Below are 13,049 nucleotides of genomic sequence, written 5' to 3'. Positions count from 1 at the left end.
GGGTCAGACGTCAGGGAGTGCCGGAAGGTTCCCGGTGTTCGGGGTGGACCCATTCGGGCTTGCGGAATCTGAGGAGGAGGCCGGGGATGACGAGGCCGAGGAGGAGCAGGCCGCCGCCGACGATCAGCAGGTAGCGCCAGAGCGGTTCGCCGTCGAACTGGTCGGGCGGGACGAAGCCGATGACGAGGGCGGCGACGGAGGCGATGAAGCCGGTCGAGGCGACCCAGGTGACGGCGGGAACGCGGAAGCCGCGCTCCACGCCGGGCTGGGTGCGGCGGAGCCTGACGACCGCGACGAACATCAGCAGGTAGGCGATCAGGTAGATCTGGACGGTGATGACGGAGAACATCCAGTAGGAGCTGGAGACGCTGTCGCTGAAGGCGTACAGGATGCCGATGAGGGTGGTGATCACGCCCTGGGCGACCATGATGCCGGTGGGCGAGCCGGCCTTGTTGAACTTCTGGAAGGCGGGCGGGAGGTAGCCCTCCTGGCGGGAGAGCAGGACGAGGCCCTTGGCGGGTCCGGAGAGCCAGGTGAGCATGCCGCCGAGGGCGGCGCAGACCAGCATGACGCCGACGACCCGGGTCATCCAGCCGATGGAGAAGTGGTCGAAGAAGGCGTCGAACGCCTGCATGAGGCCGGCGGTGAGGCTGAGCTGGTCGGAGGGCATCACCCAGGCGATGGCGAGCGCCGGGAGGATGAAGATCAGCAGGACGAGCCCGGTGGCCAGGAACATCGACTTCGGGTACTCGCGCCTGGGTTCGCGCAGCGAGGAGACGTGGACGCCGTTCATCTCCATGCCCGCGTAGGACAGGAAGTTGTTGACGATGAGGACGAGGCTGGCGAGGCCGGTCCACGGCGGCAGCCAGTGGTCGGCGCTCATGGGCTGGGCGGAGGGGTTGCCCTGGCCGAGGAAGACCATGCCGAGGACGACGAGGAGCACGCCGGGGACGAGGGTGCCGACGATCAGGCCGAAGGAGGAGAGTCCGGCGATGGCCCTGGTGCCGCGCGAGGAGATCCAGACGCCGGCCCAGTAGACGGTGACGATGACGATCGCGACGTAGAGGCCGTTCTCGGCGAGCGAGGGGTCGACGACGTACGCGAAGGTCGAGGCGACGTAGGCGAGCAGGCTCGGGTAGTAGGCGATCGTCATGGCGAACTGGCACCAGACGGCGAGGAAGCCGAGCGGTTTGCCGAGGGCCTCGCTGACCCAGCGGTAGATGCCGCCGGACCAGCCGGAGGCGAGTTCGGCGCCGACGAGGGCGGTGGGGAGCAGGAAGACGAGGGCCGGCAGCAGGTAGAGGAAGATCGCGGCCAGTCCGTAGATGGCCATGGTCGGCGCGGGCCGCAGCGAGGCGACGGAGGCCGTGGTCATGAAGGCGAGCGTCAGCCAGGAGATGAACTGCCGCTTGGTGCCGTCGTCCTGGAGGACCGCCGCGTCCTCGCCGGTGGCGGGCCGGGCCGACTCCGCCGGATCGTCCGTGGTCGTCATGGCCCCATGATCACGGGGGCGGACGGAGTTCGCATGTCGGGAGGGACCGGGGCGGAAGGGGTGGTGGAAGCGTGGTCCGGGTGCGGTCCGGGCCCGGTTCCCAGGACATAGTGTCGAATTGACGATTACACTGGGGGGCGTGCATCGACTACGCCTCGCGCTGAATCAGATCGACTCGACCGTCGGGGACGTCGCCGGGAACTCCGAGGCGATCGTCCACTGGACCCGTCACGCCGTCGGGCAGGGCGCGCACCTCGTCGCGTTCCCCGAGATGGCGCTGACCGGCTATCCCGTCGAGGACCTGGCCCTGCGGCCGTCCTTCGTCGAAGCCTCCCGGGCGGCGCTGCTCGCGCTCGCGGAGCGGCTCGCCGACGAGGGCTTCGGCGAGGTGCCCGTGGTCGTCGGCTACCTCGACCGCACCGAGCGGGCGGTGCCCCGGCTCGGGCGCCCGGCCGGTTCGCCGGAGAACGCGGCGGCGGTGCTGCACCGCGGCCGGGCGGTGCTCCGCTTCGCCAAGCACCATCTGCCGAACTACGGCGTCTTCGACGAGTTCCGCTACTTCGTGCAGGGCGACACCCTGCCGGTGCTCCGGGTGCGCGGGGTGGACGTGGCGCTCGCGATCTGCGAGGACCTGTGGCAGGAGGGCGGCCGGGTGCCGGCGGCGCGCAGCGCCCGGGCCGGGCTGCTGCTGTCGGTGAACGCCTCGCCGTACGAGCGGAACAAGGACGACACCCGCCTCGAACTGGTCCGCAAGCGGGCCCAGGAGGCGGGCTGCACGACCGCGTACCTGGCGTCGACGGGCGGGCAGGACGAGCTGGTCTTCGACGGGGACTCGATCGTGGTGGACGCGGCGGGCGAGGTGATCGCGCGGGCCCCGCAGTTCACCGAGGGCAGCGTGATCCTCGACCTGGACCTGCCGGCCGCCGACCCGGAGGCGCCGGCGCCGGGGACGGTGGTGGACGACGGGCTGCGGATCGACCGGGCGGTGCTCGCCGGGGAGGCCGGGGAGGTGGTCCCGGCGTACGAGGCGGAGCTGACGGGCGGTTACGCGCAGCGGCTCGACGACGACGAGGAGGTCTACTCGGCGCTTGTCGTCGGGCTGCGCGCGTACGTCGCGAAGAACGGTTTCAGCTCGGTGGTGATCGGCCTCTCCGGCGGGATCGACTCGGCGCTGGTCGCCGCGATCGCCTGCGACGCGCTCGGCGCGGACCGGGTGCACGGGGTGTCGATGCCGTCGAAGTACTCCTCCGAGCACTCGAAGGGCGACGCGGCCGAACTGGCCCGCAGGACCGGCCTGAACTTCCGCACGGTCCCGATCGGGCCGATGTTCGACGCGTACATGGCGTCGCTGGAGCTGACCGGGCTCGCGGAGGAGAACCTCCAGTCCCGGCTGCGCGGCACCACCCTGATGGCGATCTCCAACCAGGAGGGCCACCTCGTCCTCGCACCGGGCAACAAGTCCGAGCTGGCGGTGGGCTATTCGACCCTGTACGGCGACTCCGTCGGCGCCTACGGGCCGATCAAGGACGTCTACAAGTCGGACGTCTTCCGGCTGGCCCGCTGGCGCAACCGGGCGGCCGAGGAGCGCGGCCAGACCCCGCCGGTCCCGGAGAACTCGATCGTGAAGCCGCCCAGCGCCGAGCTGCGCCCGGGCCAGGTGGACACGGACTCGCTGCCGGACTACGACGTGCTCGACCGGATCCTCGCCCTGTACGTGGACGGGGACGAGGGGACGGACGCGATCGTGGCGGCCGGCTTCGACGCGGAGCTGGTGGCGCGGACGCTGCGGATGGTGGACGCGGCGGAGTACAAGCGGCGCCAGTACCCGCCGGGCACCAAGATCTCGGCGAAGGGCTTCGGCAAGGACCGGCGGCTGCCGATCACGAACCGCTGGCGGGAGACACCGGCGTCCTGACGCCGGGATCCTGGCCGAGGGGGCCTCGCGCGACGACGTGCGAGGCCCCTTCCGCGTTCCTCCCCGCACGGTCGAGGAGTCCGGCGGCGACGGCGATCGCGAGGCCCGCGGCGGCGAGGCCGGCGCCGACGAGGGCCGGGGAGGTCCAGCCCCAGCCGGCGGCGATGGCGGCCCCGCCGGCCCAGGCGCCGCCCGCGTTGGCGAGGTTGAAGGCGGAGTGGTTGGAGGCGGAGGCGAGGGTGGGGGCGTCCTTGGCCTTCTCCATGACGAGCATCTGGAGCGGCGTGGTCGTCATGAAGCCGACGGCGCCGAGCACGACCACGGTGACGAGGGCGAGCCAGGGCACGTGGACGGTGTGGCGGAACGCCACCAGGGTCAACGCGAGGGCGGCGAGCGAGCCGTAGAGGGTGGGGCGCGGGGCGCGGTCGGTGAGCGGTCCCGCGGCGAGCGCGCCGGCCGTCATGCCGATCCCGAAGAGGGCGAGGACGATCGTGACGGTGGACTCGCCGAAGCCCATCACCTCGGTGGTCATGGAGGCGAGGTAGGAGTAGACGGCGAAGACGCCGGCGAAGCCGAAGACGGCGGTGAGCAGGCCGAGCAGCACCTGCGGGCGTCCGAGGGCGCGCAGCTCGCGTCCGAGTCCCTGGCGCTCGTCGACGGGGAGGTCGGGGACCATCCGGGCGAGGGCGGCGAGCGAGCCCAGGCCGATGACGGCGACGACGAGGAAGGTGGCGCGCCAGCCGAGGTGCTGGCCGAGCAGGGTGGCCGCGGGGACGCCGAGGATGTTGGCGACGGTGAGGCCGAGGAACATGGTGGCGACCGCGCGGGCCTGCCGGTCGGGGCGGACGAGCCGCGCGGCGACGACGGCGCCGACGCCGAAGAAGGCGCCGTGCGGGAGGCCGGCGAGGACCCGGCCGGCGAGCAGCCAGCCGTAGCCGGGGGCGAGGGCGGAGGCGAGGTTGCCGACGGTGAAGAGGGCCATCAGCAGGAGCAGCATCCGCTTGCGGGGGACGCGGGAGCCGAGGGCGGTGAGGAGCGGGGCGCCGACGACGACGCCGAGGGCGTAGGCGGAGACGAGGTGGCCCGCGGTGGGGACGGTGGTGCCGAGGTCGCCGGCGACGTTGGGCAGCAGGCCCATCATCACGAACTCGGTGGTGCCGATGCCGAAAGCGGAGATGGCCAGGGCGAGCAGGGCCACGGGCATGGGTGGGAGACCCTTTCCGGATCCAGGGGTTTGTTTTCTTACAAAACAAATTGTGGCAGATCCCGGAGGGTCCCCCGGTCACCGGGGGATGAAGAAAAGGTTTCGGCCGCCGTACGCCTGGCTTCGGCGGGGTCAGAGGGTGATGCGGGCGGCGAGCGGCAGGTGGTCGCTCTTCGTCTCGGGCAGCGCCCAGGACGAGACCGGCTCGACGCCGCGGACCAGGATCTGGTCGATCCGGGCCATCGGGAAGGAGGCCGGCCAGGAGAAGCCGAAGCCGTCGCCGGCCGCGCCCTGGGTGGAGCGCAGCTGCGCGGTGACGCCGTTGAGGGCGCGGTCGTTCATGGTGCCGTTGAGGTCGCCGAGGAGGACGATCCGCTGCGCCCGGTCGCTCGCGATGGCCTCGCCGAGGGCGTTGGCGCTGGTGTCGCGCTGGTTGGCGGTGAAGCCGGCGTCGAGGTTGACCCGGACGGACGGGAGGTGGGCGACGTACACCCGCAGCTCGCCCTGGGGGGCGACGACGGTGGCGCGCATGGCGCGGGTCCAGCCCATGTGGATGTCGACGGGCTTCGCGTCCCGCAGCGGCAGCCGGCTCCACAGCCCGACCGTGCCCTGGACCGAGTGGTACGGGTACTTCTCCGCGAGCGCCCGCTCGTAGACCGGCACCATGTCGGCCTTCAGCTCCTCCAGGGCGAGCACGTCGGCTCCGGAGGCGGCGAGCTGCCGGGCGGTGCCCTCGGGGTCGGGGTTGTCGGCGTTGACGTTGTGGGTGGCGACGGTGAGGTCGCCGCCGCCGGCCGACTTGTCGGCGACGAGCCCGCCGAAGAGGTTGGCCCAGACGACCGCCGGGAGCAGCAGCGCGATCAGCGCGGTGGCGGAGCGGCGCAGCAGCGCGAGGAGGAGCAGGACCGGGACGAAGAGGCCGATCCAGGGCAGGAAGGTCTCGGTGAGGCTGCCGAGGTTGCCGACCCGGTTGGGGATCTGCGCGTGGAAGGCCATGAGCAGGGTGAGGGCGAGGGCGAAGGCGGCCAGCAGGATGCCGCGCCGCCAGATGCCGGGATCGCGGCGCAGGCGGCCGAGGGCGGAACGGAACCGGTCACGGTCCCCGGAAGGGGCGCCTCCCGTTCCGCCGTGCTCCGTCCCCGTCATGTCCACCCGCGCCATCGCTGCCCTCGCTCGCCTTGCCGTGCCGTCGTGCCGTCCGTGCTCCGAGACCCGGTCCCGACCCTAGGCGATGCCGGGCCCCGTGCACTCCCCCAAGGACGGACGCGGCGTGTGACGGGGTTCCTGAGCCGCGCCGGTTCGGGCGGGCTGTGACAGAACGCGCACATTCGTACGGGTCACGGCCGCGGCCCGGTGTGGTCAGTCCCTCGGTCTGACCCCGTCGAGGATGGTGTCGGCGACGCGGGCCGGGAAGTCCGGCGACAGGTCGGCGTCGGGCTGGAGGACGGTGCGGAGCAGGAGCGGGCCGACGAAGAGGTCGTTGACCAGCTCCAGGTCGAGGTCGGCCCGGACCTCGCCGGTGGCGACGCCGCGCTCCAGGACCTCGATGCCGCGGCGGCGGCGGGGCTCGATGGCGGTGCGGTGGTACTGGTCCCAGAGCCGGGGGTGGGTCTGCATCTGGGCGAACATGTTCCGCAGCAGGGCGGACGTCCGCTTGGCGAGTCCACGCCGCCGCATGAACTCCAGGAGCATCACGAGGTCGTCGCGGACCGAGGTGCCGGGCAGCTCGGGGTCGGGGGGCTCGACGGAGCGGATCAGCTCGACGAGCAGGTCCTCCTTGCCGGACCAGCGGCGGTAGATCGTGGCCTTGCCGACGCCGGCGGTACGGGCGATCCGCTCGATGGAGATGTCGCCGAGCGGCACCCCGCCTTCGAGCAGCCCGATGACGGCGTCGAAGATCGCCTGCTCCGCCGCCTCGCTGCGGGGCCGCCCCCGCCGCGGCCCGCCCCCGGCCCCGGGGCAGCCGGCCGCGCCCTCGTCCGCCGGGCAGGCGTCGGGCCGCCCGCCGGGGGCCGGGCCGCCCGGCTCGCCCGGCTCGCCGGGAATCTCGCCGTCCGCCAGGGACACGCGCGCCGCCTCTCGTCGTCGTGGGAAAACCGGATCCCCCCATTCTCGCCCCGGCGGGGCCGGTCACCGGACCCGCCGGGCGGCCGTCCGGGGCGGTGGCGTCGCCGGACGGTCAGCGCCGTGCCGCTTCCGGGGCCTCCTGGGCGTCCGGGGCCTCCTGGGCCGGGATCCCGGTGGCCCGGGCGCGGCCGGGGAGGAAGGCGGCGACGACCACCGCGCCGACGGCCGCGATCGCCGCGGAGGCCCAGGCGGTGACGTGCATGGCGTCGAGGAACGCCTGGTGGGCGGGGGCGACGAGGCTGTCGGCGCCCAGCTTCTCGGCGACCGCGAGCGTGGCCTCCAGGGACTCGCCGGCGGTGGTGCGCAGGGCGGGCGGGAGGACGCCGAGGTGGGTCTCGATCTCGCCCCGGTAGACGGAGGAGAGGACGGAGCCGAGGACGGCCACGCCGAGGGCGCCGCCGACCTGGCGGAAGGTGTTGTTGATCGCGGAACCGGAGCCCGCCTTCTCCCGGGGCAGCGCCTGCATGATCGCGACGGTGACCGGCGGCATGATGTGCGCCATCCCGGCGCCCTGCACCAGGAAGACCAGGGCCATCACCCAGACCGGGGTGTCCGCGCCGAAGAAGGCGAAGGCGCCGAGGCCGAGGGCGACGGCGGCCATGCCGGTGGCGCAGACCGCGCGGGCGCCGAAGCGGTCGACCGCGTGCCGGGCCCGGGGCGCGAAGACCATCTGGGCGAGGGCGAGCGGCAGCAGGAGCAGCCCCGAGTCGAGGGCGCTGTAGCCGCGGACGCTCTGGAGGTAGAAGGCGGAGAAGAAGGTCACGCCCATGAGGGCGAAGAAGACCAGCGCGATCGCGGCGACGGCGGCGGAGAAGACCGGCTTGCGGAAGTACGAGACGTCCAGGGCCGGGTGGTCGCTGCGCTTCTCGTACAGGACGAAGGCGGTGAGGACGGCGAGGCCGGCGAGGACCGGGAGGAGGACCCCGGCCTCGGTGAAGGACGCCTGCTCGCCGCCGCGGATGATCCCGTACACGAGGAGGACGAGGCCGAGGACGGAGAGGAGGACGCCGACCAGGTCGATCCGGCCCGGCGCGGGGTCCCGGGACTCGGGGACGAGCCAGATCATCAGGCCGAGGCCGAGGAGCACGACGGGCACGTTGATGAGGAAGATCGAGCCCCACCAGAAGTGCTCCAGGAGGACGCCGCCGGTGATCGGGCCGATCGCGATGGCGAGGCCGACGCTGCCCGCCCAGATGCCGATCGCCTTGGGCTGCTCGTCGCGCTCGAAGACGTTCATGAGGACGGCGAGGGTGGCGGGCATGACGAAGGCGGCGCCGAGGCCCATCACGGCCCGGTAGGCGATGAGCTCGCCCGGGGAGCCGGAGAAGGCGGCGAGGGCGGAGCCGGTCCCGAAGACCGCGAGGCCGAAGAGGAGGGACTTCTTGCGGCCGAGCCGGTCGCCGAGGAGGCCGGAGGCGAAGAGGAGGCCGGCGAAGACGAGCGTGTAGGAGTTGATGGCCCACTCCAGCTCGCTCTGGGTGGCGCCGAGGCCGGTGGGGGCCGGGGACGAGATCGTCTTGACCGCCACGTTCAGGATCGAGTTGTCGAGGACGACGATCAGCAGGCTGAGCATCAGCACGCCGAGGACGGCCCAGCGGCGGCGGTGGACGGCCTCGGGCACGCGCGGCGGCGCGGAGGCGGGGGCGGTGGACGGGGACGGCTCTGGCATGAACACCACTGTAAACCTATTTCGAAACGGACCCGTCTCGTATCGGAAAGCTTGGGAGAGGCTTTGCGCACGGGCACCCGGCACCGCCCGTAATCGAACGGACGTACGCGTGTGAACAGCGCCACTCCGGCCCACTTCCCCGCCCGCCCGGCGAAGTGCCACCATGGATGTGGTCCGGGGACGCCGTCAGGGCGCCTCGAGATGACACAAGGAGCCGTTCACCATGACGCTTCAGGCTGCCCAGAAACCGCCCGCCGACAGCACGAAGACGCTGTACGGGGGCAAGGGCTCGCGCCGTCTCACCGTCCACGACATCGCCGCCGCCAAGACCCGCGGCGAGAAGTGGCCCATGCTCACCGCCTACGACGCCATGACCGCCTCCGTCTTCGACGAGGCCGGCATCCCGGTGATCCTCGTCGGCGACTCCATGGGCAACTGCCACCTCGGCTACGACACCACCGTGCCCGTCACGATGGACGAGATGGCCCTCCTCTCCGCCGCCGTCGTCCGGGGCACCCGGCGCGCCCTCGTCGTCGGCGACCTGCCCTTCGGCTCGTACCAGGAAGGGCCCGTCCAGGCCCTGCGCAGCGCGACCCGGCTGGTCAAGGACGCCGGGGTGCAGGCGGTCAAGCTGGAGGGCGGCGAGCGCTCGCTGCCGCAGACCGAGATGCTGGTCCAGGCCGGCATCCCCGTCATGTCCCACCTCGGCCTCACCCCGCAGTCCGTGAACACCATGGGCTACCGGGTGCAGGGCCGCTCCGACGAGGCCGCGCACAAGCTGCTGCGCGACGCCAAGGCCGCCCAGGACGCGGGCGCCTTCTCGCTCGTCCTGGAGCTGGTCCCGGCCGAACTGGCCGCCGAGGTCACCCGCTCGCTGCACATCCCGGTCATCGGCATCGGCGCCGGCCCCGACACCGACGCCCAGGTCCTCGTCTGGACCGACATGGCCGGGCTGACCGGCGGCAAGGTGCCGCGCTTCAGCAAGCAGTACGCCAACCTCCGCGAGACGCTCGGCGACGCCGCCCGCGCCTTCGCCGAGGACGTGGCCGGCGGGGCCTTCCCCGCCGAGGAGCACACCTTCCACTAGACCGCTCCCGGCACCACCGACAGCCCGCCGACATCCCCCATCGGCGGGCTGTCGGCCGTCTGTAGGCCGTTTGTCGGAAGCCTGTCAGCGGCGGCCTGTTCCATGGTGGACATGACGCGATCACAGACCAACGCCGTCGAGGTCCGGGGCCTCGTGAAGCACTTCGGCGAGACCAAGGCCCTCGACGGGGTCGACCTGGACGTCCGCGAGGGCACCGTCCTCGGGGTTCTCGGGCCCAACGGCGCCGGGAAGACCACCCTCGTCCGCTGCCTGTCCACCCTCCTCGTCCCGGACGCCGGGACCGCCACCGTCGCCGGCTACGACGTGGTGCGCCAGCCCCGCCAGCTGCGCCGCACCATCGGCCTCACCGGCCAGTACGCCTCCGTCGACGAGAAGCTCTCCGGCTTCGAGAACCTGTACATGATCGGCCGGCTGCTCGACCTGTCCCGCGCGGAGGCCCGCCGCCGCGCCGACGAGATGCTGGAGCGCTTCTCCCTCACCGAGGCCGCCAAGCGCCCGGCCATGGACTACTCCGGCGGCATGCGGCGCCGCCTCGACCTCGCCGCCTCGATGATCGGCCAGCCGGCCGTGCTCTACCTGGACGAGCCCACCACCGGCCTCGACCCCCGCACCCGCAACGAGGTGTGGGACGAGGTGAAGCGGATGGTCTCCGAGGGCGTGACCGTCCTCCTCACCACCCAGTACATGGAGGAGGCGGAGCAGCTGGCGAGCGAGCTGACCGTCATCGACCGGGGCAAGGTCATCGCCCAGGGCGAGGTCGACGAGCTCAAGGCGAAGGTCGGCGGCCGGACGCTCAAGGTCCGCCCGATCGATTCCGGCCAGCTCCCCGCGATGGCGGCCGCGCTCCGCGAGACCGGCCTCGACGGCATCGCCGGCGCCACCGTGGTGCCCGACGAGGGCGCGCTGTACGTGCCGATCCTCACCGACCAGCAGCTGACCGCCGTCGTCACCCTGCTCGGCGCGCGCGGCTTCGGCATCGCCCACATCGGCACCCATCTGCCCAGCCTGGACGAGGTGTTCCTGGCCGTCACCGGCCAGCGGACCGCCGGGTCCGACCTGTCCGACACCATCAGCGAGGAGGTCGCCGCATGAGCACGACCACGGTCACCAAGGCGTCCGCCGGCACCTCCGGCGCCGCCGGCCCCGGACCGGCCCAGCCTGCCCGCACCGCCACCGAGGGCCGCATCGGCCTGCGGGCCAACCTGCGCCACATCGGCGCCCTGGCCCGGCGCAACGCGCTCCAGATCAAGCAGGACCCGGAGTCGATGTTCGACGCCGTGCTCATGCCGGTCATCTTCGTCCTGCTCTTCGTGTACGTCTTCGGCGGCGCCATCTCCGGCAAGGGCAACAACGACCTCTACGTCAACTACGTGACCCCCGGCCTGATGGCGATGATGGGCCTGAACATCGCCATGGGGGTCGGCGTCGGCATCAACGACGACTTCAAGAAGGGGGTGATGGACCGGTTCCGGACGATGCCGATCGCCCGCTCCTCGGTCCTCATCGCCAAGATCGTCGTCGAGCTCGGCCGGATGATGATCGCCATCGCGATCCTCCTCGGCATGGGCTTCCTGCTCGGCCTGACGATCCACACCTCGGTGCTCCACCTCCTCGCCGCGATCGGCCTGTCGACGGTCTTCGGCGCCTCCCTGATGTGGATCTTCATCCTGCTCGGTCTGAGCATGAAGTCCGCGCAGGCGGTGCAGGGCATGGCCATGCTGGTGCTGATGCCGCTCCAGTTCGGCTCGTCGATCTTCGCGCCGACGACGACGATGCCCGGCTGGCTGGAGACCTTCACCGACTACAACCCGCTCTCCAACCTCGCCGACGCGGCCCGCGCCCTCGTCAACGGCGGCGCGGTCGCCCACTCGGTGTGGATGGTCCTGGGCTGGTCCCTGGTCATCACGCTCGCCACGGCGCCGCTGGCCGTCGCCCGCTTCCGCAGCAAGACCTGACCGGCTCCCCCGTGACGGGGGGTCAGGACTCGGCGCGTCCGGTGATCGCGTCGGCGGCGCGGCCGAGCAGGGCGGCGGCCTCCTCCACGGAGAGGCCGCCGCCCTCGGCGTGCGCCGCCGCGAAGGCGGCGTCGCCCAGGGCCCCGCGGGCCAGTTCCGTCGCCCGCGCCAGGTTCTCCCGCTCCATCCCCGGCTCCCGGTGCCCGTCCGGCACCAGGGCGTCCCGCGCGCCGAGGAGCACCGCCGCCGTCCGCGCCGCCTCGCCCCCGAGCCCGGCGAGCGCCCAGGCCCCGACGACCAGGTGGACCCCGGGCATCTGCGGCACCACCATCATCGACAGCGGGCCGAGCGAGCGCTCGTACGCCTCGGCCGCGCGCGTCAGCGCGGCGGCGTACTCCTCCTCCAGGACGTCGATCCAGGCCAGGCTGCCGAGCGTGAACCCCTCGAAGACGGAGAGGGTCTCGCTGCTGAACTCCTCCAGGAGGGCCGTGAGATGCTGCCGGGCCTCGCCGGTCCGGCCGGTCCGGCCCAGCGCGAGAGCGAGGAAGAGGCGCGCGCCGAGCTGGGGCTCGTGGCCCGTGGCGTGGTCGCTCAGGATGTCCCGCAGGATCACCTCGCCCTCCTCGATCCGGCCGGCCTCGATCAGGGTGTCGGCGTACCGGGCGCGCAGCAGGGCCTGCTGCGAGGGGGCCCCGATCTTCTCCGCGTAGCCGATGGCGGCGGCGAAGTCCCGGGCGGCCGCTTCGTAGGCGAGCTGCCGCTCGTGGGCCTCGGCGCGGGAGGAGAGCGCCTCGGCCGCGCCCCAGGCGTCCCCGAGCCGCTCGAAGAGGTCCAGGCTCTCGTCGGCGTCCGCGAGGGCCTGCTCGGCCCACTGCCCCCGGTTGGCCCGCATGTTGGCGCGCATGTGGAGGGCGTGGGCGAGCTCCCAGTCGTAGCCGTTGCGGCGGCACGCCTCCACGGTGACGTCGAGCAGTTCGTGCAGCCGGTCGGGCTCTCCCATGATGAGGACCGCGAAGACGGCGAAGGAGCCGGGGAGCCGGCAGGTCTGGGGCAGTCCGGGCCGGTAGACGGCGGTGATCTCGCGGAGCCGGGCCTGGCCCTCGGGGCTCGTCCAGCGCGCGGTCTCGTGGTCCATGTTGATCAGCTCGATGAGCCGCACGCCGCGCCGGGCCTCCCAGCGCTGCTCCGCGGAGAGCGGCGGCGGGGTGGCCGTGCAGGGTTCGGCGAGCGGGACGAGGGGTGCCGCGGGCGGGGTGAAGGGGTCGGGGCCGAGGGCGGCGACGGCGCGGACGCCCTGGAGGGCGTCGGAGCGGAGGTCGCGCAGCTGCCAGTACCAGAGGAGGGCGTGGACGAGGACAAGGGCCTCGTCCTCGTCGCGGGCGGCGACGGCCCGGCCGAGGGCGGTCCTGACGTTGCCGTACTCGGCGTCGAGCCGGACCATCGCGGCGAGCTGTCCGGCCCCGCGCAGTTCCGGGTCGGTGCGGCGGACGAGTTCGCGGTAGTGCGTGAGGTGGGCCCGCTCGACCGCCGCCCGCTCCCCCGCCTCGTCCAGCCGCTCCCCCGCGTACTCCGCCACCGT

9 protein-coding genes and 1 pseudogene are annotated in these 13,049 nt (G+C 72.7%); 4 read left to right on the top strand and 6 right to left on the bottom strand.

Annotated features, from left to right (window positions below):
* Positions 1-10: 10 nt before the first annotated feature.
* Positions 11-1,492 carry an APC family permease gene (locus ACFVU3_RS35350; RefSeq protein WP_390072870.1) on the bottom strand — a complete coding sequence of 494 codons (1,482 nt, stop codon included), beginning with the start codon at positions 1,490-1,492 and terminating at the stop codon, positions 11-13.
* 139 nt (positions 1,493-1,631) lie between these two features.
* Between ACFVU3_RS35350 and ACFVU3_RS35345 the strand changes: the two genes are divergently transcribed.
* Positions 1,632-3,407: an NAD+ synthase gene (locus ACFVU3_RS35345; RefSeq protein ID WP_390072869.1), complete on the top strand. Its 1,776-nt coding sequence runs from the start codon at positions 1,632-1,634 to the stop codon at positions 3,405-3,407.
* On the opposite strand, the gene ACFVU3_RS35340 is transcribed toward ACFVU3_RS35345, so the two are convergent.
* The 4 genes from ACFVU3_RS35340 to ACFVU3_RS35325 form a co-directional block, all read right to left on the bottom strand.
* Positions 3,373-4,611, bottom strand: coding sequence for an MFS transporter (locus tag ACFVU3_RS35340; RefSeq protein WP_390072868.1), 1,239 nt, complete (start codon positions 4,609-4,611; stop codon positions 3,373-3,375). The two genes, ACFVU3_RS35345 and ACFVU3_RS35340, sit on opposite strands and share 35 nt — an antisense overlap.
* Positions 4,612-4,743: 132 nt before the next feature.
* Complete coding sequence (locus ACFVU3_RS35335; RefSeq protein WP_390072867.1) at positions 4,744-5,757, bottom strand: endonuclease/exonuclease/phosphatase family protein; 1,014 nt, start codon at positions 5,755-5,757, stop codon at positions 4,744-4,746.
* 213 nt (positions 5,758-5,970) lie between these two features.
* Entirely contained in the window at positions 5,971-6,678 is a 708-nt protein-coding gene (locus ACFVU3_RS35330) for a TetR/AcrR family transcriptional regulator (RefSeq protein ID WP_390072866.1), read from the bottom strand.
* A gap of 112 nt (positions 6,679-6,790) precedes the next feature.
* Complete coding sequence (locus tag ACFVU3_RS35325) at positions 6,791-8,407, bottom strand: MFS transporter (RefSeq protein ID WP_390072865.1); 1,617 nt, start codon at positions 8,405-8,407, stop codon at positions 6,791-6,793.
* Positions 8,408-8,630: 223 nt separating this feature from the next.
* On the opposite strand from ACFVU3_RS35325, the gene panB reads away from it, so the two are divergent.
* The 3 genes from panB (at position 8,631) to ACFVU3_RS35310 (ending at position 11,470) form a co-directional block, all read left to right on the top strand.
* The gene (gene panB / locus ACFVU3_RS35320) at positions 8,631-9,494 is read left to right on the top strand and encodes a 3-methyl-2-oxobutanoate hydroxymethyltransferase (RefSeq protein ID WP_351107731.1); all 864 of its coding nucleotides are present in this window, start codon (positions 8,631-8,633) and stop codon (positions 9,492-9,494) included.
* Between the two features lie 102 nt (positions 9,495-9,596).
* Positions 9,597-10,607 carry an ATP-binding cassette domain-containing protein gene (locus ACFVU3_RS35315; protein WP_390072864.1) on the top strand — a complete coding sequence of 337 codons (1,011 nt, stop codon included), beginning with the start codon at positions 9,597-9,599 and terminating at the stop codon, positions 10,605-10,607.
* Positions 10,604-11,470 (top strand): ABC transporter permease, encoded by an 867-nt coding sequence (locus ACFVU3_RS35310; protein WP_390072863.1) that lies wholly within the window; start codon positions 10,604-10,606, stop codon positions 11,468-11,470. The genes ACFVU3_RS35315 and ACFVU3_RS35310 overlap by 4 nt, the downstream gene beginning before the upstream one ends.
* A 22-nt stretch (positions 11,471-11,492) precedes the next feature.
* Here ACFVU3_RS35310 and ACFVU3_RS35305 read toward each other — a convergent pair.
* A pseudogene (locus tag ACFVU3_RS35305) lies at positions 11,493-13,049 on the bottom strand (AfsR family transcriptional regulator); the annotation flags it as partial.

The sequence above is a fragment of the Streptomyces sp. NPDC058052 genome (genome assembly GCF_042885515.1).
GTDB lineage: Bacteria > Actinomycetota > Actinomycetes > Streptomycetales > Streptomycetaceae > Streptomyces.
This window is presented reverse-complemented; position numbering and strand designations above follow the sequence as displayed.